This window comes from Litorivivens sp., from assembly GCF_057445395.1.
In genome coordinates, this window is sequence record NZ_JBVBUV010000011.1 from 51,295 (window position 1) to 73,516 (window position 22,222).

General features: G+C 52.7%; 20 protein-coding genes and 1 tRNA gene. 16 read left to right on the forward strand and 5 right to left on the reverse strand.

All coding sequences use genetic code 11. From position 1 onward, the window contains the following. Position 1: 1 nt before the first annotated feature. Genes AC222A_RS05550 through AC222A_RS05560 form a run of 3 tightly spaced genes read left to right on the forward strand, consistent with a single transcriptional unit; the run spans position 2 to position 3,041 of the window. A complete protein-coding gene (locus tag AC222A_RS05550) occupies positions 2-526 on the forward strand; it encodes an ATP-dependent zinc protease family protein (protein ID WP_486774715.1) in 525 nt (174 codons plus the stop codon). A gap of 35 nt (positions 527-561) precedes the next feature. Then, entirely contained in the window at positions 562-2,106 is a 1,545-nt protein-coding gene (locus AC222A_RS05555; RefSeq protein ID WP_372798756.1) for an inactive transglutaminase family protein, read from the forward strand. Continuing rightward, entirely contained in the window at positions 2,103-3,041 is a 939-nt protein-coding gene (locus tag AC222A_RS05560; RefSeq protein ID WP_372747399.1) for an alpha-L-glutamate ligase-like protein, read from the forward strand. The genes AC222A_RS05555 and AC222A_RS05560 overlap by 4 nt, the downstream gene beginning before the upstream one ends. A 91-nt stretch (positions 3,042-3,132) precedes the next feature. Here AC222A_RS05560 and AC222A_RS05565 read toward each other — a convergent pair whose 3' ends face one another. Both AC222A_RS05565 and AC222A_RS05570 read right to left on the reverse strand, forming a co-directional pair. Beyond that, on the reverse strand, positions 3,133-3,351 hold the full coding sequence (locus AC222A_RS05565; RefSeq protein ID WP_372747400.1) for a hypothetical protein: 219 nt from the start codon (positions 3,349-3,351) through the stop codon (positions 3,133-3,135). Between the two features lie 85 nt (positions 3,352-3,436). Next, positions 3,437-4,915 carry a sensor domain-containing diguanylate cyclase gene (locus AC222A_RS05570; RefSeq protein WP_372747401.1) on the reverse strand — a complete coding sequence of 493 codons (1,479 nt, stop codon included), beginning with the start codon at positions 4,913-4,915 and terminating at the stop codon, positions 3,437-3,439. Between the two features lie 153 nt (positions 4,916-5,068). Here AC222A_RS05570 and AC222A_RS05575 point away from each other — a divergent pair, with 153 nt between their 5' ends. Further along, positions 5,069-5,752: an SDR family oxidoreductase gene (locus AC222A_RS05575; protein ID WP_372764102.1), complete on the forward strand. Its 684-nt coding sequence runs from the start codon at positions 5,069-5,071 to the stop codon at positions 5,750-5,752. Positions 5,753-5,847: 95 nt separating this feature from the next. Here the strand turns inward: AC222A_RS05575 and AC222A_RS05580 are convergent, their stop codons facing one another. Continuing rightward, complete coding sequence (locus AC222A_RS05580; protein WP_486774716.1) at positions 5,848-6,441, reverse strand: hypothetical protein; 594 nt, start codon at positions 6,439-6,441, stop codon at positions 5,848-5,850. A gap of 278 nt (positions 6,442-6,719) precedes the next feature. Between AC222A_RS05580 and groES the strand changes: the two genes are divergently transcribed. Beyond that, positions 6,720-7,034 (forward strand): co-chaperone GroES, encoded by a 315-nt coding sequence (groES, locus tag AC222A_RS05585; protein WP_372747404.1) that lies wholly within the window; start codon positions 6,720-6,722, stop codon positions 7,032-7,034. Continuing rightward, a complete protein-coding gene (groL, locus tag AC222A_RS05590) occupies positions 7,031-8,659 on the forward strand; it encodes a chaperonin GroEL (RefSeq protein ID WP_372747405.1) in 1,629 nt (542 codons plus the stop codon). The genes groES and groL overlap by 4 nt, the downstream gene beginning before the upstream one ends. A 41-nt stretch (positions 8,660-8,700) precedes the next feature. Here groL and AC222A_RS05595 read toward each other — a convergent pair whose 3' ends face one another. Beyond that, entirely contained in the window at positions 8,701-9,009 is a 309-nt protein-coding gene (locus tag AC222A_RS05595) for an SET domain-containing protein (RefSeq protein WP_372747406.1), read from the reverse strand. 149 nt (positions 9,010-9,158) lie between these two features. On the opposite strand from AC222A_RS05595, the gene AC222A_RS05600 reads away from it, so the two are divergent. Next, positions 9,159-9,881 carry a 4'-phosphopantetheinyl transferase family protein gene (locus AC222A_RS05600; protein ID WP_486774717.1) on the forward strand — a complete coding sequence of 241 codons (723 nt, stop codon included), beginning with the start codon at positions 9,159-9,161 and terminating at the stop codon, positions 9,879-9,881. A 325-nt stretch (positions 9,882-10,206) separates the two neighbouring features. Here AC222A_RS05600 and AC222A_RS05605 read toward each other — a convergent pair. Next, positions 10,207-10,283, reverse strand: a tRNA-Pro gene (locus tag AC222A_RS05605). 197 nt (positions 10,284-10,480) lie between these two features. Here AC222A_RS05605 and AC222A_RS05610 point away from each other — a divergent pair. From AC222A_RS05610 to AC222A_RS05650, 9 genes are all read left to right on the forward strand, one after another. Further along, positions 10,481-11,140 (forward strand): ABC transporter ATP-binding protein, encoded by a 660-nt coding sequence (locus AC222A_RS05610; RefSeq protein ID WP_486774718.1) that lies wholly within the window; start codon positions 10,481-10,483, stop codon positions 11,138-11,140. Next, entirely contained in the window at positions 11,140-13,497 is a 2,358-nt protein-coding gene (locus AC222A_RS05615) for an ABC transporter permease (protein ID WP_486774719.1), read from the forward strand. The genes AC222A_RS05610 and AC222A_RS05615 overlap by 1 nt, the downstream gene beginning before the upstream one ends. Positions 13,498-13,500: 3 nt before the next feature. After that, a complete protein-coding gene (locus AC222A_RS05620; protein WP_486774720.1) occupies positions 13,501-14,694 on the forward strand; it encodes an efflux RND transporter periplasmic adaptor subunit in 1,194 nt (397 codons plus the stop codon). 279 nt (positions 14,695-14,973) lie between these two features. Further along, positions 14,974-16,932: an acyltransferase family protein gene (locus AC222A_RS05625; RefSeq protein WP_486774721.1), complete on the forward strand. Its 1,959-nt coding sequence runs from the start codon at positions 14,974-14,976 to the stop codon at positions 16,930-16,932. Between the two features lie 368 nt (positions 16,933-17,300). Beyond that, entirely contained in the window at positions 17,301-17,909 is a 609-nt protein-coding gene (nusG, locus tag AC222A_RS05630) for a transcription termination/antitermination protein NusG (RefSeq protein WP_372747412.1), read from the forward strand. Then, positions 17,906-19,093, forward strand: coding sequence for a hypothetical protein (locus tag AC222A_RS05635; protein ID WP_486774722.1), 1,188 nt, complete (start codon positions 17,906-17,908; stop codon positions 19,091-19,093). The genes nusG and AC222A_RS05635 overlap by 4 nt, the downstream gene beginning before the upstream one ends. A 126-nt stretch (positions 19,094-19,219) precedes the next feature. Continuing rightward, positions 19,220-19,786 carry a polysaccharide biosynthesis/export family protein gene (locus AC222A_RS05640; protein WP_372798370.1) on the forward strand — a complete coding sequence of 189 codons (567 nt, stop codon included), beginning with the start codon at positions 19,220-19,222 and terminating at the stop codon, positions 19,784-19,786. Between the two features lie 57 nt (positions 19,787-19,843). Next, the gene (locus AC222A_RS05645; protein WP_486774723.1) at positions 19,844-21,361 is read left to right on the forward strand and encodes a GumC family protein; all 1,518 of its coding nucleotides are present in this window, start codon (positions 19,844-19,846) and stop codon (positions 21,359-21,361) included. Positions 21,362-21,481: 120 nt separating this feature from the next. After that, on the forward strand, positions 21,482-22,222 hold a 741-nt coding region (locus AC222A_RS05650), incomplete at its 3' end, for a CpsD/CapB family tyrosine-protein kinase (protein ID WP_486774724.1).

Here is a 22,222-nt window from a genome sequence, read left to right on the forward strand (position 1 = left end):
TATGTCGACCTGGATGAAGACCACACTGACCGGGCTATTACTGGCACTTGCTGCCAACCCTGTGCTGGCCGAAAAAGACCGAGCCGGCAAGGTCATTGCCGGCTGGGTTGAACGCGTCACCGTGCTGGACATACGCGACACCCCAATCAAGGCGAAGCTGGATTCGGGCGCCAACACGTCGTCTATTCACGCTATTAATGTAAAAGAGTTTGAGCGCGACGGCAACGACTGGGTGCGTTTCAAATTTGTCGATAAAGACGGCGACACCAAGGAAATGGAGCGCCCTCTGGTCCGAGGCGTGAAAATCAAAGATCTCGACGGTGGTGCTGACCGCCGCCCGGTGATAGAACTGGATATGTGTTTTGACGGCCGCGTTCATACAACCCAGTTTACGCTTAGCGACCGTGGCGAATTCAACTACCGTATCCTGCTGGGTCGGCGCTTTCTCGGCGGTGTAGCCGTCATCGATTCAAGCGCTACTTACCTGACTAAAGAGCACTGCCGTGAGGTAGAGCAAGAAGATTAATAACGGGCTGAACAGCGCCCGCATGGGGATAGCCAATGCGCGACTTAAAACTGAGAATTCTCGCTGCCATACTGTTTGCGGTTGGCTTGGGGCTTTGCATCTACAAAGTGAATGTCTTCGGCCTGCCACTCAAGCCGGGACAAGACGAAGAGGTCTGGACCGTACAGGCTCGCATCGCCTTCAAGGGTACAGGCAAACCCACCAAGGTACAGTTTGCAGTGCCGCATCAGGCGCCTGGCTTTGTCACGCTTGATGAAGACTACATCTCCGGCAACTACGGACTGGCTATCGAAAACGACCGGGAAAATCGCTGGGCCAACTGGGCGGTACGCCGTGCCAATGGCCCACAAACGCTTTATTACCGGATTTCCATCGCCCGCGACAGCAACAGCAATGAGCTCACTGGTCCAACTCCCCCCTTTCCCCAAGCACCGGTCTACCCGGAGCCGTATAACTCGGCCATCAAAGCTATTCTCGACGATGTGCGCAATGAATCAGCCGATATCGCCACCTACACCCGCGAACTGCTACTGCAACTCAATGCGGACAAACCCAATGAGAATGTCGCTCTGCTGCGCGGACGCGCCAACAATGATGAAGCCTGGGTCTATGAAATCAGTGAAGTCCTCAAGGGTTCCCGCATACCCAACCGAATACTGTATGGGCTGGAGCTGAGCGAAACCGTCAATAACGCACAACTTAAGCCCTGGATTCAGGTACACAACGGACGGCGCTGGTTATCGTTTAACCCGCTCACCGGCCAGCCCGGACTGCCGGAAAACTTTCTGGTATGGCGTATCGGCGAAGGCCCACTGGTCTGGGTTGAAGGCGCTGGCGCTGCCGAGGTGATCTTCTCGGCCGCTCGTAATTACCGCGAAATTGTCGACATCGCGCGAAAGCGGGCTGAGCGCATGGGCTCGTCGCTCATTGATGCCTCCCTGTTCAATCTGCCACTGGAAACCCAGAATGTTTATCGCATTCTGCTGATGGTACCCATGGGCGCGCTGCTGGTTGTCATTTTGCGCAATGTGGTAGGCATACGCACCTTTGGTACCTTTATGCCCGTCCTGATTGCACTGGCCTTTCGGGAGACCCAGTTATTATGGGGGATCATTTTATTTACCTTGATGATCGCTGTGGGGCTCTCAATTCGATTTTATCTGGATCGGCTGATGCTACTGCTGGTACCGAGGCTAGCGTCGGTGCTGATTATCGTGGTGATCATGATGATTCTCATCAGCATACTGACGCACTATTTCGGTGGCACCCGCGCCATGTCAGTAGCGCTGTTCCCGATGGTTATCATGGCCATGACCATTGAACGCATGTCCATCGTCTGGGAAGAACTCGGCGCCGGCGATGCCATGAAAGAAGGTGCCGGCAGTCTGTTCACCGCGGTGCTCGGCTACCTGCTGATGACCAACGACATTCTTGTTCATATGTTTTTCGTGTTTCCGGAGCTGCTGCTATGCATGCTGGCGATCACTTTGCTGTTTGGCCGCTATACCGGCTATCGGCTCACGGAACTGTGGCGCTTTCGCGCGGCACTCAAGTTTGACCCACCGGAGCCGAAATCATGATTACCTGGGCCAGGCGCCTGCGTGAGCGCGGCATTGTCGGTATTAACCAGCGCAATGCCGAGTTCATCATGCCCTACAATCCGCGCAACCAGTTTCCACTCGTAGACGATAAGAAACGCACCAAACTGCTGGCAATTGAAAACAATATTGCCGTACCCGAGCTCTACGCCACCGTGGAAATCGAACACGATGTACGCAACCTGAGCGATACGCTCAAGCCGTACAGCAGTTTTGTTATCAAACCCAACAACGGCAGCGGCGGCAACGGCGTACTAGTGGTCACCAGCCGTATTGGCGACCACTTTGCCAAAGCCAGCGGCCAGATTATGAGCAGCCTGCAGGTACAGCGCTACACCTCCAACATTCTCAGTGGCATGTACAGTCTAGGCGGTGTACCCGATACCGCGATTATCGAGTATCGGGTGGAAAGCGACCCCTTCTTTGACGCCATCAGCTACCAGGGCGTGCCGGATATTCGGGTGATTGTGTTTCGCGGCGTGCCGGTGGCTTCCATGCTGCGCTTGCCGACAAGGGATTCCGACGGCAAGGCCAACCTTCATCAGGGCGCCATCGGAGTCGGCATTGATATCAAAACAGGGATAACCCGCAGCGGCGTGCGCGCCAATGACGTGACCAAAGTCCACCCGGACACCCTCCAGCCCATCGACGGTCTGCAACTGCCCTACTGGGAAACTATCATGACACTTGCTGCGCGTTGCTCGGAAATGGTGGGGCTGAACTATATTGGCGTCGACCTGGTGATCGACCGGGACAAGGGACCACTGATGCTGGAACTGAATGCTCGTCCCGGGCTTAACGTACAGTTGGCCACAGGTCGCGGCCTGCTGTTCAACCTCAGGCTGGTTGAGCAGATGGAGAACATTCCAACGCGCGCCGAAGACCGCGTGGCCTTGGCGTGCGAAAAGCTGTATTGAGCCATTTCAGTTTCACGTTTTGCGCGGCAAGCGCATAAAAAGGGCGACACGATGGTCGCCCTTTTGCTACGTCGTTTTTTACATCACTGGGTTACTCAGCGTTTTCTTCACCGGCTGCGCCCTCTTCTTCAGCTGGCGCCTCTTCAGGCTCTGCAGGTTTGGGCTCCGGCGCCTTGATCAGACCAGCGTCTTTAAGAATCCGCACTTTCTCTTCTGCATTGATCCAGCTTCGGCCTTTACCCTGAACACCAAAACGACCATTGCGCTTTTTCACAATGGTGTACTCGCTGGTACGCTTTACAATTTCCATCACAGCTTTCCTTTATCCGTTTGACATGAAGCCACGGCTAGGCCGCAGCGAAGGCAGTGTAACGGATTCAAATTAGCGGGAAAAGTTAGCCCACCAGCGCCATCAAACGATGCTCCGGCGTTTGCAACTCAATCGTGTAGTTACCCGCGTTGCGGGCACGCATCAGGGCATCGGCAGCCGCTTCCAGCAACCTTGTTTCCGATTCGAAATGCAGTTCGCCAGAGCTGCCCGCCACGCCGGCACTCACCTCCAGCGCAACCTTACTACCACTGGCTACGGCATAACGTGCCTCACGAAACAGTTCGGCAATGCGCTCGACGATACGCGCAGTATCTTCTATCGAAGAACCAAGCAAAATAAGGGCAAAGGTGTCTCCGTAGCGACTGACAAAGTCCTCGATCCGTATCTGTTCCTGCAGCTTGCGACTGACAACCCGGAGCAACAAACTAGCTACTTTACGGCCGTGCTCCTTCTCTAGTTGCTTAAGGTTATTGATAGACAGAAACGCAACACTGATCGGCCGGCCACGGAGCATCTTGAAACTGTTTTTTAGGCTGTTTTCAAAGGCCTTACTACTCATGATGCCGTCCAGCTCGCCTTCATCGTCCAGGTAGGTCTCCCGACTCAATGAAACAAAAGCTTCCGGTTGTTTAGCACGCGGACTGGAAGAAATCGACGTCGCGTCCGCTGCGACATCAACACGGGTGTCGCCAGTCGATTTAACAATGCTGGAAAATAGTGAAGACGCGTGGTTAATGGCTATATCAATGTCCATTATCAGTTGCATACACTGGGAATCGCGAATACTGAAATAGCGGTACAGCGTTTTACTGAGGCGTTGATACGCGACCTTACCACCACCGGCCAGAAAAAAATCGGCAATCATACCCGACGCCGCAACACAGGCAAGAAAGCCCTGCTCAGTCTGACTCTGATCGTCATGACTACTTACAACGGCCATTACCGTGCGGTCATGCAGCCCCCACTTCTTCAACAGTGCGGCACCGAATTTAGCGTGATCGAACCCCAGCGACGCCATCTCGGTCGCGCACACCTGCTCATGGTTGCATTGACCGTCGGCCAATGTCTCGTACACATGGGCTTTAACGCGATCCAGCGCCAGCATGCCAATATCCTGTAACAGCGCCGCCAGAAATAACTCATCCAGAGCCTCTTCACGCTGTACACTTCCCAATTCACGGGCGGCAACAGCCGCTATCAAACTGCGCTTCCAGAACTGGTTGTAGTCGAGTGACGGTCCAGCTTGCTCAGTCAGCGATTTGATCAGCGTCAGCGACAGCGCCACATCTAACACCGCCTTGAAACCCATGATAATCACAGCACGCTCGACTGACTCTACCGTTGCCCCCAGATTGTGGGCAGGGGAGTTGGCATAACGCAGTAACGTTCCAGCCAGCGCCACATCCAGCGACACAACCTGCACCAATTCCTCCAGCGTTATGTCCGGTTGCGAACGCAAGGCGATCAACTGCCGTCCAATTTCGGGCATGGTCGGCAATTGAGCTTCTCCGCTCATAATTTTTGCAATGTCTGAATCTGACAAGATTAATCCCTGAAATACCAATAACCTCAAGCTTAGATGAGCGAATGACACAGCGACATCCGTACTGTCCGCAAGTGCTTGCACACTGGGGTGTCACGCCTTGCCAACACCTCGCCTATTTCCCTAACATGCAAAAAACATGAGGATTTTTCGATGACTCACAAACCATTGAGCGGCAAGCGAATTCTGGTTACCCAGGCTGGCGAATTCATGGGGCCCGCGCTGTGCCAAACCCTGGCAGACCAGGGCGCAGACGTGGTGGCTAACCATGACAGCCTGATAGACATCGACAAACCCGCCGCGCTACTGGCGGAAGCGGGCGAGATTGACGTGTTGCTCGCCAATCTCGCCCTGCCAGCGCCCAGCACCCCGGCGATTGAGGTGGAAGAAGACGAATGGCAGCAGGTCTTTGCCGCGCTGGTTGACCCGCTGCCCCGGCTCTGCAAGGCGGCCTTGCCGAACATGATCCAGCGAGGACAGGGAAAGATACTCTTGATGGGCAGTGCCTCGGCCCTGCGTGGCATGAAACGCGCTTCCACCTACAGCGCTGCCCGGGGCGCGCAGTTGGCCTATATTCAGGCACTGGGTGTGGAAGTGGCGGCGCAGAATATTCAGGTAAACGCTATTGCCCAAAACTTTGTTGATAACCCAACCTACTTTCCCCCAGAGGTGCAGGCCAACCCGCGCTTTCAGGAGCGACTAAAGCGAGAAGTTCCGCTGGGCCGTTTGGTCGGCGCGCGCGAAGACGCTGAATTCGCGGCTTTTCTCTGCAGCGACGCAGCTAACCATTTTGTCGGACAGGTATTTCCTGTATGCGGAGGCTGGGTGCAGCGATAGTACGCTGCATAAAAGACAAGCAACCCACCTTATGAGTGTGCAACTTTGTATGTGTTTGCGCGCCTGGTAGAAACTTGTCCGCTTTGCCTACTCGATCAGTGGAGCTGGCCTTGATCCATCACGCAAATCCCCAGCGCCTCCAGCTGCTCGCGCAAGCGAATATCACCTGTGGCACGCCAACGCTCATACAGCCCCAACACATCCGAGGCGTCGAAAAGCTGCTCTTTTGAGCAGGCCTGTTCCACCAGATGCAGCATGCGGCTAAAGGTTTCGGCCAGCTCTGAAAAGATATGACGATTCTTTGGCGCATTTTCAGACAGGTAGCTGTATGCGCCTCCGCCCATACCAACAAAGTAGTCTTTGAGAATGCCGCGACGGGCATAACGCTCGGGAAACAGCGCGCCAATGAACAACGCCATGTCACCTAGTTGCCGCAAGATGAGACAGCGCTCGCGCGTTGTGCCCGCTTCGTGGGCATCTTTGTAAAGCAGGGCCAATGGCCGAATTCCCAGCTCACCTTCGTCGTAGCTAAACAGCTGATCACTGTCCCCAAACCGTGCCAGCACGTTGCCCATGTACCACAGTGTGTCTTCCCGCGGAGGCGGCGCCAGCTGCTCGCCGCATTCCTGCAGGCGCTCACGAAAGTAGTCGGCAAGGTTTCGCTCGAAGATAGGTTGTGAAGTCGGCATCTACTAGTCTCCTGTTCACGCTAGACCTACTAGGTTTTTATAATATATAGCCCCAAAATATCTAGTTGAAAAATAAGGATTTGTACGGCAGTTCACCCCTACCGCACCCTAAACCACAAATTTCATCTAAACCGCATATTCTTTATTCTCAAATAATCTAAACGACACCGCTTGAAAACGCGCAGACTGGCGCCCATTAAGCCGCTCAGAAGGAGACGTGACCCATCCCCTGTCGCCTCCTTCCCTAACAACATAAATGTTAATTGGAGGAATGCTCGATGAGTATCAAGCCGCTCTACGATCGGGTGGTTGTCAAACGCCTCGCTGCGGAAACCAAAACCAAAGGTGGCATCGTTATCCCGGACAAAGCCGCGGAAAAATCCACACAAGGTGAGGTTATAGCAGTGGGCGAAGGTGCTCTTCTCGACAACGGAGAACTGCGCAGTCTGTCAGTCAAGGCCGGCGACCGCGTACTGTTTGGTCAGTACGCCGGCTCCGAGGTCAAGATCGATGGCGAGGACTACCTGATCATCAAAGAATCTGAAATTTTTGCCATTGTCGAACAGTCTGAAATTCAGGAGAAAGCAGCATGAGTGCCAAGACAGTCAAGTTTTCCAACGATGCCCGCGAGCGCATGTTGGCAGGGGTGAATATACTCGCTGACGCCGTCAAAGTTACGCTGGGACCCAAAGGTCGCAACGTTGTGCTCGACAAAAGCTTTGGTGCGCCGCGCGTAACCAAAGACGGCGTATCGGTAGCCAAAGAAATCGAGCTTAAGGACAAGTTCGAAAATATGGGCGCACAGATGGTGAAAGAAGTGGCTTCCAAAACCGCGGATGTCGCCGGTGACGGAACCACCACCGCAACCGTTCTCGCCCAAGCCCTGGTCCGCGAAGGTCACAAAGCCATTGCCGCCGGCATGAACCCGATGGATCTCAAGCGCGGTATCGATACCGCTGTGGCTGCGGCCACCGAAAAGCTTGGAAAAATGTCCAAGCCCTGTGACGACAATAAGGCCATCGGTCAGGTTGCTACCGTGTCTGCCAACTGGAATACCGACATTGGCAACATTCTGGCCGAAGCGATGGCAAAAGTCGGCCGCGATGGTGTCGTAACCGTCGAAGAAGGCAAGTCGCTGGAGAACGAACTGGAAGTGGTAGAAGGTATGCAGTTCGACCGCGGCTATCTGTCGCCCTACTTCATCAATAACCAGGAGAAGATGCAGGTTGAATTGGATAACCCCTACATCCTGCTGTGCGACAAGAAAATCAGCAATATTCGCGACCTGCTGCCTGTACTGGAAGCCGTCGCTAAAGCCAGCCGCTCACTGCTGCTGATTGCTGAAGATATAGAAGGCGAAGCGCTGGCCACACTGGTGGTCAACAACCTGCGCGGCATACTGAAAACGGCCGCTGTCAAAGCGCCCGGCTTTGGCGATCGCCGCAAAGCCATGCTGCAGGATATCGCGGTGCTCACTGGTGGCACCGTCATTTCCGAAGAAGTGGGGCTTGGCATGGATACCGCCGATATTGATCAGTTGGGCACAGCCAAGCGTGTTGTTATCAACAAGGAAAACACCACCATTGTTGATGGCGCCGGTAACAAGGCCGACATTACTTCCCGGGTTTCCCAGATTCGTGCCGAGATTGAGAAGTCCACCTCTGACTACGACAAGGAGAAGCTACAGGAGCGAGTCGCCAAACTGGCGGGCGGTGTGGCCGTGATCAAGGTTGGTGCAGCCACCGAAGTGGAAATGAAGGAGAAGAAAGACCTGGTCGACGACGCCTTCCACGCCACCCGTGCGGCGGTTGAAGAAGGGATTGTTCCCGGCGGCGGCATCAGCCTGATCCGTGTTGCCGAGCAACTACGCAAGGACAATCTGAAAGGCGCAAACGCCGACCAGGACACCGGCATCAAAATTGCCTTGCGGGCGATGGAAGAACCTTTCCGTCAAATCGCCGCTAACGCAGGCGTCGACGGTAGCGTGGTACTGGACAAAGTGCGCAGCAATGACAACATCAACTGGGGCTATAACGCCCAGACTGGTGACTACGTTGACATGATCGAGCACGGTATTATCGACCCGACCAAGGTAACCCGCTCTGCCCTGCAGAACGCAGGTTCCATCGCCGGACTGATCCTGACCACTGAAGCCATGGTAGCCGAGCGCGTCGACGACAAGCCCAAGTCGGCCGCACCACAGATGCCGGACTTCTAGGTAGCTCACACCAGGCAGGGGTAGATTTTACCTCTGCCTTTTCAGGCCCATTCTTCCCCGTAGTCGTGCAATAACTCTTCACCTGGCGCAATGTCGCGCAGCGCCACCACACTGAAGTCATCGTAATAAATGACATTTGATGGCCTTGCGTGGTTGATATATTTCAGATCACACAGCACCCGATACATGGAATTATCATCCAGAGTGAGTGTGTGCTCACACGTTTCCTGCGTCTTCTCTACTTTACAATAACCGAGCACTGAGCCGGCTTTAATGGATTTTTCCGCAAACAGTCCCTTGCCGCTGATCGGACTTTTCCCTACTTTTACGCCCCGGTGGGTCTTCGCCATAACAATCGGCTTTCCTCGTTGATATTTTGAATTCGCTTTATTCAACCATAGAAGACCGGCAATTGTTGAGTACAAAGAGCCAGTTACTTTGGTAAAGTGTCGCTCTCTAAGCAACGCACATGATATAGGCCAATCAACCGGGACCCGGCATGCCCGCCATAACGCAGTTAACACCGAGCTATTTCTTACCGACCTCCATCGTGCTACCCAACGCACCAGCGTCAATCATCGCGCGCGCAGCCAGGCGTAACGACGCGCATTTTTCCGACAGCTTCTTTAGCCAGTGTGGCATTGACTGCCCGTCTAACATAAAACGTGCAGTTACAAAGCGTCGCAGTGAGTATTTTATTGGCCGTTATCTGGCACAAATGGCGCTGTCTGCGGCCGGTGCTACCAACACAAGCATTAGTACCAATGAAGATCGATGCCCGATTTGGCCGCAGTCGATGTGCGGCAGTATAACCCACACGGACGATTTTGCGCTGTGCGTCGTTGCATCCACCGAGGCACAATCCGTACTGGGAGTAGACGCCGTTGACTGGATGACAGACACCCAAGCTGAGCGCGTTACACGCAAGATCGTTAGTGCAGAGGAGACTGCACTTATCAATAGCAGCACACTTGGCTACAGCAAAGCACTCAGTCTCTGCTTTTCAGCCAAAGAGAGTATCTACAAAGCCCTATTCCCCTATGTAAGGCAATTTTTCGGCTTCAGTGCTGCCAGACTTCTGGCAATTGACACCGACATAGAGGCTTTATACTTTGAAATAACGCAGACACTGCCAAACAATCCGCTTGCAGGGCGGGAACTCTGCGTGCGCTACATTCTTGAGCCTGATAGAGGGATAACCTGGCTAGCTGATCCTATTTAAGGTACCTGCTTTCCCACTGGGCAGCATCGTCTGCATGTCACAATATCACCAGCTACCGCAGTCAGTTCTATAAGCATACCCAGTGTCAATTAAAGCGAAGCGACAACAACGGGCTCGCTCCAGCCTCATCGATGCCAGGGAAAATGGTCCACCACCTTACTAAGCAGAAATATGAAGCCGAGCCGACCGACAGGAAAGCCCACTCAACTGATCTTTGCATCTTATAGTTAGCTAAACACGTTCGCCGCGGTAATACACAGGGGCAACAGTGATGACAGGCAATGAAACGCGCTAGTACGCTAAGAAAATAACTTTTTGATTTTACTGGTCGGAGTGAGAGGATTTGAACCTCCGACCCCTGCCTCCCGAAGACAGTGCTCTACCAAGCTGAGCTACACTCCGACACATAGCGGGACCCTGCCCTGCGGCAGGGCGCGGTAGTGTACCAAACGCCTGATACAGGCTCAATATTAGCCCACCAAAATACGCGCACACGCCAAGCTGATCTACACTGAAGGGATAACGAGGAGAGTCGGACTATCGAACCAACACCTCCAGAACGGGTTTTCTGCGCCCGCAATGTCACCAAATCTTACCCCATGGGCGAGGTGGTAGTGCATGCGTTACGCGGGGTCGATCTCGATCTCTTTGCAGGCGAGTTGGTTGTCCTGCTGGGGGCGTCCGGCTCCGGCAAATCCACCCTTCTGAATATTCTTGGCGGATTGGATACAGCAACAAAGGGCGAGGTCAGTTATTGCGGCCAGAGCCTGACAAATGTTCGGGATAGAGAACTGACGCGCTACCGCCGCGACCATGTGGGTTTTGTCTTTCAATTCTACAACCTAATTCCAAGCCTCACGGCGCGGGAAAATGTGGCGGTGGTTACCGAGATTGCCGCAAACCCGATGCGCCCGGATGATGCCCTTGGTCTCGTTGGCCTCCAGGAGCGGCTTAACCATTTCCCGGCCCAAATGTCTGGGGGTGAACAACAGCGAGTGGCCATCGCTCGCGCCATCGCCAAAAATCCGAAAGTACTGCTATGCGACGAACCCACGGGGGCCCTGGACTCGAAAACTGGCACCGTTGTGTTGGACGCGCTGGTTCGGGCGAACAAGGAGTTGGGAACCACAACGGCCATTATTACCCACAACGCTGGAATTGCAGCAATCGCAGACCGCGTCATTTTACTGGGCGACGGCCGCATCACCGATATCCATCATAACGCACACCCACTTAAGCCAGCCGAGGTTAGCTGGTGATGCGAGCGCTTACACTCAAACTGTGGCGCGAACTCTGGCATCTTCGAGGGCAGGTGTTGGCGATTGCTCTGGTTATGGCCGGCGGCGTATCGGTCTGCGTAATGAGTCTGTCTACCTATGATTCTCTGCTGACTACGCGCGATACCTACTATCGGGAGCACGGCTTTGCGGATATTTTCGCCAACCTGAAGCGCGCCCCCAAGTCGCTAGCAAGGCGGATTGAGGCCTTACCCGGTATTGCATCGGTGGAGCCACGGGTGGTCGCTCAAGTTAATCTCAGCCTGCCGGATTTTAGTGATCCGATATCCGGCGTATTGGTCTCCATACCTGCTGCAGGGCCTCGGCTGAACCGACTGCATATAGCCGCTGGACGCATGCCGGACAGCCGACGTGACGAAGTTCTGATCAGTGATACTTTTGCCGCAGCGCACAACCTTTCATCCGGCGCTGCCATTCAGGCGGTTATCAATGGCCGAAAGCGCGAGCTTACTGTCGTCGGGATCGCTCTTTCCCCTGAATATATTTACCAGATTCCGCCCGGATCGATCATGCCTGACTTTGCCCGTTTCGGCGTCATGTGGATGCCCGAGCAGCGCCTTGCTACGGCTTTCAATATGGAGGGCGCATTTAATGACATCGTTATTCAGGTTCAGCCGCAGGCGACTATTCAGGACATCATTGATCAGCTTGATCCCATGCTCCAACCGTATGGTGGACAAGGTGCCTATGGCCGCGATCTTCAGCTTTCAAACCGCTTCCTGCGAGAAGAGTTCAATGGGTTGAAGATGATGGCTTACCTCTTTCCCGCGATTTTTTTGAGTGTTGCTGTTTTCCTGATCAACGTTGTTGTGGCGCGATTGGTGTCCACACAACGTGATCTCGTTGCCGTGCTCAAAGCCTTTGGTTATAGCACCGGGGCAATCGCCTGGCATTACGCCAAACTGGTGATCCTGATCTCCATACTGGGTATCGGCACTGGCGTCGGTGCGGGTGCATGGCTGGGGCGTGGTATGACATCCCTGTACACAGAGTTCTATCGCTTTCCAGTATTGCTATACCAGGTTGACCCCACGATGGTGCTGGCGGTCGTACTCATCACCACAGCATTTGCTCTGGTCGGCAGCCTCCGCGCAGTATTGCATGCCGCCAATATTGCGCCTGCCGAGGGTATGCGACCTGAAAATCCGCCTACTTACCGCTTGTCATGGCTCGAGCAGGCGGGCTTCTATAAACCACTGGCGCAGACAAGCCGCATGATATTGCGTCACCTGCAGCGGCGCGCCGGAAAATCGCTGCTGGCGATCGTCGGTATTGCACTGGCCTGCGCCATCATGATGGTTGGCAACTTCCAGCAGGACGCGGCAAAACTCATGATGCACGTCCAATTTCAGCTGGCGCAAAAGCAGGATCTGGAGCTAACACTCATCGAACCTGCCGCCGATCAGGTGCTGTCGTCATTGTCGGCATTACTTGGAGTCCGATATGCCGAGGGCATTCGCAGTGTTCCCGTCACTATAAGACATCAACAACATGAGTATCGCACTTCGATTCATGGACTTCCCCGGGAACGCCACTTGCAACACGCACTGGATACGGAACTCAAGCCAATACAGCTACCCAGCGCAGGTATCGTCCTCACCAAGCGACTTGCGGACAACTTCAACCTCAACGTCGGCGATCAAGTTGAAGTAGAAATCCACGAGGGGCAGCGCCCGCGTCGGATGGTCCAGGTAAACGGACTTTCACAACAATATTTCGATATGGCCATTTATATGCGACGCGACAAACTGAACGAATTATTACACGAAGGCCCCGTTATCAATCGTGTCGCACTGGCTATCGATGAACGCTACCAAAACGATATCTATCGTCGCTTGAAGGAAATCCCGCGAATTGCTGGCATCAGCATACGTCAAAGTGTGATCGCCAGCTTTCATGATGCACTGCAACGCGTGCTGGTGGCTTTTACGTTGATCAACGCCATCCTGGGTACTGTTATCGCTTTCGGTGTGGTGTACAACACCATACGCATCGCACTGGCCGAACGTGGCCGCGAATTGGCAAGCCTGCGGGTACTCGGCTATACCCGCGGCGAAGTAGCGTACATTTTGCTTGGCGAGCTATCCTTGCTGACACTGGCGGCAATACCCATTGGCTTTTTGCTCGGTGCCGCCTTGTGCGGTTTTATGGCTTCCATGATGGCGTCCGATCTCTACCGGATTCCACTCGTGCTGAGCGCCTACACCTACGCTTTTTCGGCGCTTGTCGTTATCCTGTCTGCGGCGGCCTCAGGCGCTATCGTATGGTGGCGCATCCGAAATATGGACTTGGTCGCAGTTCTCAAAACAAGGGAATAAGATATGAAGCGGACGCGTTACATTGTCTGGTGTGCTCTGGCGATCTTGATCGGCTTCGCACTGTTTATGGGGTTGCGTCCGCAGCCGGTGTTGATAGAAAGCGCTTATGCTCGACGCGCACCAATGGAAGTCACCATTGACAATGAAGGGCATACTCGCGTCAAAGATCGCTATCTGGTTTCCGCCCCCGTCAATGGTTTCCTGCGCCGGATCACACTGAATGTCGGCGACTCCGTTACACCACAACAAGTGTTGGCCGAACTTGAGCCACTGCGCTCAACCGTGCTTGATTCTCGCAGCAGAGCTGAAGCAGAAGCCCGCGTAGCGGCCGCTCGCGCCGGATTGATGGCTGCCCAAGAGCGTCTTGAGGCCTCAAAGGCCGATGCCGAATATGCGCGGACAGAGTTCGCGCGCAGAAAAAAGCTCGAGCAGACCGGCGCAGTATCCGCTGAACAGCTGTCACTGTCGCGAACTGAGATGCGACGCGCCGACGCGCAACTACGATCAGCCACCTTCGCGGTCGATGTCGCCAAGCATGAACTTGATGGCGCTTCCACGCTCCTTAAATACTCCGCCAGTGAGATCGATAGCGCACCCAAAGAACTGGTACCAATCGTATCGCCCATAACAGGTGCCGTGTTGAGCCTGCACAAGCAGAGTGAGGGTGTCGTATCCGCGGGTACAGCATTACTGGAACTGGGTGATCCCCGCGCACTGGAAGTGGCAGTCGATATGCTAAGCTTTGATGCTATACGTGTTCGAGCTGGTACCCGGGTCCTCATTGACCGCTGGGGCGGCGAACCGATTGACGCCGTCGTCAGGCTTATTGAACCGGTGGGTTTTACAAAGGTTTCAGCACTTGGCGTCGAGGAACAGCGGGTATGGGTGATCCTCGATATCACTAGCCCATACGAATACTGGCAGCGACTTGGCGATGGCTATCGGGTAGAAGCACGATTTAAATTGTGGCAAGCAGACGACGTATTGCAGGTGCCCAACGCTGCGGTTTTCCGCTCCGGCGGCAATTGGGGCCTCTACGTGCTAGACGGTCGAGTTGCACGGTTCAAGCAAGTTTCCGTCGGAGAACGCAGCGGTCTCTACGCCCAGATTCTAACGGGTATCGAACCGGGGACACAGGTCATCCTTCACCCTGACAGCTCAATAGAAGATGGTACACGTGTTCGTGTAAGGCAGTAATACTGCACAGAAAAAGCGATCTGCGCCACTACTTATCCCAAGCCGCAGCCACAAGCACCATTCTGCTTTATAGCCATTCAGGTATTTAACGTAGCCAAATAGTGGGTTCTCCCCGTCGAGTAAATCTCAACAATACCCTAGTATTTTCTTAGAACCTCTTGCTGGGTTTATCGCCAATTGCGCGTCAACTAATAGTCACGGCATCAGGCTGCGATACGGACATCGAGCCTGCAGGTACGAATATCCAGCAAAACCCACGGCGTAAAAGGATAGTATGCTTTGAAATACCGGGCGGAAATCGACGGATTACGGGCACTGGCTGTTGTCCCCGTGATATTGTTTCACGCCGGATTTGAACTGTTTAGCGGGGGCTATATCGGCGTAGACGTGTTTTTCGTGATCAGCGGCTACCTGATCACGACCATCCTTATTGACGATATCGAGAACGACCGTTTCAGCATTATCAATTTCTATGAGCGACGTGCTCGCAGAATTCTCCCGGCACTATTCTTCGTTATGCTGTGCTGCATACCCTTCGCCTGGATGTGGATGCTGCCAAACCAGTTAAAAGATTTCTCACAAAGTTTTGTTGCCGTTACACTCTTCGCCTCCAATGTCCTATTCTGGTTTGAAAGCGATTACTTCGACGCTGCTGCTGAGGAAAAACCACTACTACACACATGGAGCCTCGCGGTAGAAGAACAGTACTATTTACTGTTTCCCATTTTCCTGTTTTTACTGTGGCGCTTTGGCAAGGATCGTACATTCTGGGCCATCGTCGTGGTAGCCGTAGTTAGCTTCGCTTTGAGTGAGTGGGGATCCAAGCGCGAGCCCGAAGCCAATTTCTACCTCGCGCCTTTTCGCGCGTGGGAGTTATTCGCGGGTTCAATAACCGCATTTATTGTTCAGAAGAAAGGCGTTCGAGCTAACAACCTGCTTTCCCTTCTGGGATTAGCCGCCATCCTATACCCAATATTCGTCTATCATGAGGCAACGCCATTTCCTGGCATCTATGCGCTAGCGCCCGTCGCTGGTGTTGCCTTGATCATACTGTTTGCTGATCAAAGTACCGTCGCAGGAAAAATACTGAACATGAGGGTATTCGTCGGCATCGGGTTAATCAGCTATAGCGCCTACCTCTGGCACCAACCGCTGTTCGCCTTTGCCAGAATCCGCTCCATTGAGCTTCCGCAAAGCTCCGTTATGGGACTATTGGCCGTTGTCTCTCTACTGCTCGCAATAATCAGCTACCGGTATGTCGAACAGCCTTTCAGAAATAAAAATGCCTACTCACGGCAGCAAATTTTCGCTACGTCTTTTACCTTCGCTCTAGCCTGTGTATTGCTCGGGGCCGTTGGCTTTGCCAACGGCGGCTTTAGCCACCGCTTTAACCAAGAAACCTTTGCAGACTGGGAAGACACCAGTCATTGCACACGACAGGGAGTAAGATCGACGGACCAGTTAAGCGACCTCACAACGACTTGCTTTACCCCCGCACGTGAAAAGAAATTTATTCTGATAGGTGACTCACACGCAGAAACGGTCAGTAAATCCCTCAGATCGGTGATAGAGGCCAACAATGGCGCGTTAATCACGCTTATCGACAAGGGCTGCCTCCCGGTACCAGGTACCTCGCGACAGCCAACGCAGCGAAACTGCATTTTTGCGAAGAATCTATTTTGGGAGCTGGCAAACCAGACAGACGCCAAGGTCATCCTTGCTGCGCGCTGGCGGCTCTACCTTGATGGCCAGCGTTTTGATAACGGGGAAGGCGGCGTAGAGTATGGCGATAGCTGGGCGAATTACGTGATACACGACGCGTCTCAGGACGTCTATCGGCATGTCTACACCGAACTCGTTAACCTGGCCTCTGCGAACGAAATCCTTGTGCTCTCCCAGATTCCGGAAGCAGGCTGGAAAGTGCCCGAAGTTGCAGCCAAAATACGGAAGTTCGAAGGTACGAACTCGGTCAATATTTCAACAAGCTATAGCGTGTATCTACAGAAGAACAAGCGCGTAAATCAGTTGCTTGATGCGCTGGCTACGCACAACGCAATTTCTGTATTACGCACGGAAAATATTGTGTGTGACAAGTCAACACAAAGATGCTCCAACACCGTAAACGGTCGCTCCCTCTATCGCGACGACAACCACCCTAGCCCTCAATACTCTGACCTGATCGCCCGAAAGTTTGAGGGGACATATCTCAAACCCGATAAATCAGTATCCTCTCTTTAACTGTGCGTTACCCACTCATCACGATCAGACACTATAGGTGTTTCCACCTAGAATATCTGCCCATTGAGCATAAAAATTCTTCTCAGCCACATCGCGTCTAAATCTATGAATCACTACGCAGCGCACCGCACAACAAACAAATAAACCAAAACGGAAACGTATCAGGGGATTTCCCTCACCGCATTCAAGGTTTCCCCTGATCGCGCGGTGCCGTTATGTAACATATTCTTTACATAACCGGGGAAAATGCCACGCGCAGTAAACGGCATTCTTCGGACAACGCCAACACTTGCGGATTCAACACTGGGTCGTCGGCGTACAGTGAAATTTCAGATCGCAGCTCTAAACTGAGCTGAAGGGGCGAAGCTTTGTCTGTACATAATCACTCTGGCAACAATTTCTACCTAGACGACTCCTGTACCGGACTGAACGAGCAAGGGGAAACCGACGCCTGTTGGCATGTAATATGGACACGCAGCAACTGCGAGCGCATGGTTTCTGATCTGCTGGGTGCGAAAGGCTACAACGTATTTCTTCCGCTGATCGAAGAATGGTCTACAAAGCCAAAAAGTCGAAAAGCCTGCAACAAGCCTAACGCAGTCAAGGCCACTATCAGTAGCCCAATGTTCAAAGGTTATCTCTTTGTAAAACATCGTATCGATAGAGCATCCTTTCTGGAAATATCCAATACAAAGGGTGTAGCCCATATTCTGGGCACCCGGTGGAATGCATTGGCAAGCATTCCGGAGGATGAAATCGCGTCGATCAGGTGCATGGTTGAAAGCCACCTACCCCTAATGCCACACCCTTACCTCGAAATTGGCTCGAAAGTTGTTATCAAACACGGCGCATTGGCCAACGCCCAAGGAATACTGATTAAGACGGATTCGGAAAAAGGGCTTTTTGTTGTATCCGTTCCTCTGCTCAAAAGCAGTGTCGCCGTGAATGTAGATTTTGATGATCTGGTGCCCGTATGAATCACATGAACTATACCAAACCCCGAAACACCAGAAACGTTTTGATGTGCCTCTCGGCTGCCATCAGTCTCGCAGCACCTGGCACACTGATCGCAGATTCAGGATACAACCTTAAGCCTTCAATTTCGGCTTTCGCAATCCATGACGATAACGTCTTCTATACCTATGACGATAAGCAGTCAGCATCAATCATTCGCTTGACACCATCGATTGAAATTGAATATGAAAAACAAAACCTGATGTGGAATGCGGTCTACCGTATCGACGCTGAAGAATACACCAACATACGCACAATAGACTCTGGTATCGTCAGGCGATTTGCAGACGCATCGGTTGAATATCTACCAACCTCCCGATTAACACTTGGCGCAGATCTAGGTTATACCAAAACAGACACACCAGCGGATCTAAGCCTAGTACCCGGGGAATCAACACCTGGGCTGCTATTAGGCCGTATCAATGCCGAGCGATTAACTGCAACACCCTACATAGACTACCGACTGAGTCCTCGTATCAAAGGCAGACTCTCTTACACCCATACCGAAGACAACATATCAGATGTATTGGAAACCGACATACGCCGCGCCGCTATCGATATGGAGCATATGCTGACACCGGCAACCACCATGGTGTACGGCTATTTTTACAGAAATGTACAATACGACGAAGTCGCTTCGTCGCCATCCAATCCCGACGGCCAGACAAGTGACAGTTCCGGCACCACCTGGTTGGGGCTTTCTCACCAACTTACGCCGACCACCAACACAACTGTCCGTGCAGGCGTACGATCCGCCGACGGCAGCAGCGCGCCTTATTGGATGTTCTCGGTGCAGAAAGAGTATCAAGCCGGCGAAATAAATATCGGCTTCGAGCGCAATGAAACAACGGCGCCCGGCACTACCGGAAGCCAGGAATTTGAAACCCTGACCGCGTCGATTTCATACAGGAGCGGCCTGAATTGGCTGGTTACCGTTACACCCAGCTATGCGAAAGTAACCCAACGCTCCGGAGAGCAGAAAGTATATCGACTCTCTGTCGAGGCCACCTACCGTATTAGCAACTCCTGGTTTCTGACAGCATCCTATGAAAGAAACTACCAGCCGGTAGACTTTGCCGAAATTACCGACGAAGTCATAGACCGAAACGTTGGGATAGTGGGAATTACCTACGCTTTATCCAACTAGCGCGCGAAATAGGAGACTCGAGACATGCTTCTATCACTGGGACAAAGACTATATAGCCCGCACTATTCTTCTGCCACCCGCGGGTTTGCAACACAAAGAGGCACTGGATTTATAGCGGCGACCCTCTTGTTGGTAGCGATCATGATCACGGGGTGCACGACCCCAACAAAAGCCAGATCCTCTGACAGTACCGAACTGGTTGCGGATAAGTATCATATCGGGGCTTCAGATGTACTTACGATCAGTGTCTGGAATAATAAAAATCTAGACAAAACCGTTACCGTTAGACCCGACGGAAAGATTTCATTCTCACTTGTAGGGGACGTTTACGTCGCCGGATTAGAGCCCACCGAATTGCAGATAGTTCTGGAAGAAGCGCTAAGAAAATACCTAACAATTATCCCTGGCGAAGTGTCGGTCACCGTCGACGCTGTGCACAGCTACAAAGTGTCGGTACTGGGTGAAGTTCGAATGCCAGGTCGATTTGAGTTCCAGAGTCAGGTATCCATACTCGAAGCGCTCGCCCAAGCCGGAGGTCTAACCGAGTTTGCCTCCAGCGACAAGATCCTCATCATTCGAAAATACCACGGTAAAAAGGAAGAGTTTGTATTCAACTACCAGAAGGTCGCAAAGCTAAAAGGTGATGGCGACCAGCTGATGTTGCTACCCGGCGACGTCGTACTGGTACCTTGAATACTCCACGGGATAATCGATTTTATTCGACGCACCGTTTGTCGAGGACTACTTTCCATGAATGCTAAAGCTTCAGAAGATTCAGTGATCGATTCGCTTATAGGACAATGGCTAAGACGAAAATGGCTATTTATCGGCTGTGTTGTCGCAGTTATTTCTATCGCCACAAGCCTCATTATTACCATGCCGGCACTATATCGATCCTCAACGACCATCTTGTTTGGGCAAGGCCATATTACTGAATCGCTTGTAAAAGTTGCAACGACCAATGAGCTGGAGATGAGGCTTGGCGTTATACAACAGGCGGTACTGAGCCGAACTCAACTGCAGCAGGTGATAGACAAATTCAACCTTTATCAATCTTGGAAGGACAAAGCCCCACCCGAGTGGCTGATAGAGCGGATGCGCAAGGACATCAAGATTGAAAAAAGAACATCTGCACAGCCACAGTGGGGACAAAATTCTACCTACGCCATAACCATAACCTATCAGGGTTGGGACGCTGAAATTGTCGCCGACGTCGCGAATGACATCGCCAGCCGGTTCCGAGCTGAAAACGAACGAATACGCATCAGCCAGGCTGCTAGAACAACAGAATTTATCAGAGACCAACTTGACGAGGCGAAGGAAATATTTATTACTCAGGAACGACAAATCAATGCGTTCCGCAACGAGCACATGGGCGAACTGCCGGAGCAGCAACAGTTGAATCTCTCCACCCTAGAGCGGCTGAACTCCGACCTGCGCGTCAATCGCGAGCGACAGTTACAGATTCTCAAAGAACGCGACACGATAGTATCTGGTGCGACAGAGAATACCGAGATGTCTGCTACTTTACGGCTGCGCCGATTACAATCGGAATTGGCTTCAATGCGCTCTAGCTACAAGGAGAGCCACCCTGGAATACTTCGTCTGAAAAACGAGATCCGGTCGCTGAAGCTCGAACTAGGCCTTGACCCCAATATTGATGAATCCATGGCCGGTGGAACAGCGATTAATCCAGACAAAATGGATCGTGACCTCTCAAGGCTAAAACAGGAGGAACGGCGTCTAGATCGTTCCATCGCAGCCATCATGCAACGTATTGAAAGCACACCGAAGATAGACCAGCAATTGAAACGGTTCGCTTATGACTACGAAAGTGCTAAGGAGAAATACCTGTCGCTGCAGAAGAAATACCAGGACGCACAACTGGCCGAGTCACTAGAATCTCAGCAAAACCAGCAGATACGCGTTATAGAGGTTGCGATACCCGCAGCATTCCCCATAGCGCCGAACAAAATGGGTTTGCTTCTCGTCACAGCATTTATCGCCTTCGGCTTGGGTGGTAACGCGGTATTTATGTCTGAGCAAATGGATCGTAGCTTTCATACCGCAAACAGTATACGCCAGTTCACCAACGTCCCGGTCATGGCGACAATAGCAACCATCGCTACTACCAGAGACAGACTTCGATCGGCAGCACGCGCAACTTGTATCGCAATTTGCTTCGTAATTGTTGTAATCGCATTGTCAGTGATGGCCTACCAGTCTGGTCATGACGCACAATCGATGGTTTGGATGCTATCCAGCTAGCCTATAGCTGACACGCCCACCCATCCTTAACGTTGTCGACTTCCACAATAATTCCTCAGTTACCTTTGTCTTGTATTCGTCAAGACCGCAGACTTCGTCGTCACAAACTCAGGATTGACCATGACACCAGTAGAAAATATCGCCACCTCATCTAAGATAAGCCGCAAGGTCTCGCCAAACTTCGCCAAAAGCGAAGATGGCCAAATGGATTGCGATAAATCGCAAATCAATCCGCGCCTGGTGTGCCTTCTAAACCCCAACTCTGACCAGGCTGAAAACTACTCAAGGTTACGGCTATCTCTAGAAACACTTCGCAGTCAGAGTCAGTCATTCGTGGTTGGCGTCACCAGCGCCGAAAAAGGGGAAGGCAAGACCCTGACTGCCATCAATCTCGCTGGCGCCCTTGCTAGATCACCGAATACGCGCGTTCTGCTTATTGATCTGAACCTGCGCGATACCTCTACCCGGGTTCTCGATTACCTGAATCTGAAAACGCTTTCCGGCCCAGGTATAACCGAGTGGTTAGACGACGCCCTGCGCCAAGACGGCGAACCTCGTGTAAGCTTTCTGCCGGGATTTAATCTGCACGTTCTTATCGCTGGCGCCAAAGCCGGCTCACCGTATGAACTACTAAAATCGTCGAAATTATCTCGATTCATGTCTGCCGTAAGGCAGCGTTTCGACTTCGTGATCGTTGACGCACCGGAAGTCCTGAATTTGCCAGATACGGACCTTATATCCCGACTGATCGATGGCTATCTCGTGGTTGTACGCGCCGACCACACTCCGAGACAAAAGCTGGCCGAAACCTTCAATCTGATGCAACAGGATAAAGTACTCGGGCTGGTCCTGAATGACGCG

Coding starts and splice junctions, on each gene's coding strand:
- AC222A_RS05615 (WP_486774719.1), top strand. CDS start 11,140: ATGCGAGCGCTTACACTCAAACTGTGGCGCGAACTCTGGCATCTTCGA.
- groES (WP_372747404.1), top strand. CDS start 6,720: ATGAGTATCAAGCCGCTCTACGATCGGGTGGTTGTCAAACGCCTCGCT.
- AC222A_RS05620 (WP_486774720.1), top strand. CDS start 13,501: ATGAAGCGGACGCGTTACATTGTCTGGTGTGCTCTGGCGATCTTGATC.
- AC222A_RS05645 (WP_486774723.1), top strand. CDS start 19,844: ATGAATGCTAAAGCTTCAGAAGATTCAGTGATCGATTCGCTTATAGGA.
- AC222A_RS05635 (WP_486774722.1), top strand. CDS start 17,906: ATGAATCACATGAACTATACCAAACCCCGAAACACCAGAAACGTTTTG.
- AC222A_RS05610 (WP_486774718.1), top strand. CDS start 10,481: ATGGGCGAGGTGGTAGTGCATGCGTTACGCGGGGTCGATCTCGATCTC.
- groL (WP_372747405.1), top strand. CDS start 7,031: ATGAGTGCCAAGACAGTCAAGTTTTCCAACGATGCCCGCGAGCGCATG.
- AC222A_RS05595 (WP_372747406.1), bottom strand. CDS start 9,009: ATGGCGAAGACCCACCGGGGCGTAAAAGTAGGGAAAAGTCCGATCAGC.
- AC222A_RS05565 (WP_372747400.1), bottom strand. CDS start 3,351: ATGGAAATTGTAAAGCGTACCAGCGAGTACACCATTGTGAAAAAGCGC.
- AC222A_RS05550 (WP_486774715.1), top strand. CDS start 2: ATGTCGACCTGGATGAAGACCACACTGACCGGGCTATTACTGGCACTT.
- AC222A_RS05600 (WP_486774717.1), top strand. CDS start 9,159: ATGCCCGCCATAACGCAGTTAACACCGAGCTATTTCTTACCGACCTCC.
- AC222A_RS05555 (WP_372798756.1), top strand. CDS start 562: ATGCGCGACTTAAAACTGAGAATTCTCGCTGCCATACTGTTTGCGGTT.
- AC222A_RS05580 (WP_486774716.1), bottom strand. CDS start 6,441: ATGCCGACTTCACAACCTATCTTCGAGCGAAACCTTGCCGACTACTTT.
- AC222A_RS05575 (WP_372764102.1), top strand. CDS start 5,069: ATGACTCACAAACCATTGAGCGGCAAGCGAATTCTGGTTACCCAGGCT.
- AC222A_RS05560 (WP_372747399.1), top strand. CDS start 2,103: ATGATTACCTGGGCCAGGCGCCTGCGTGAGCGCGGCATTGTCGGTATT.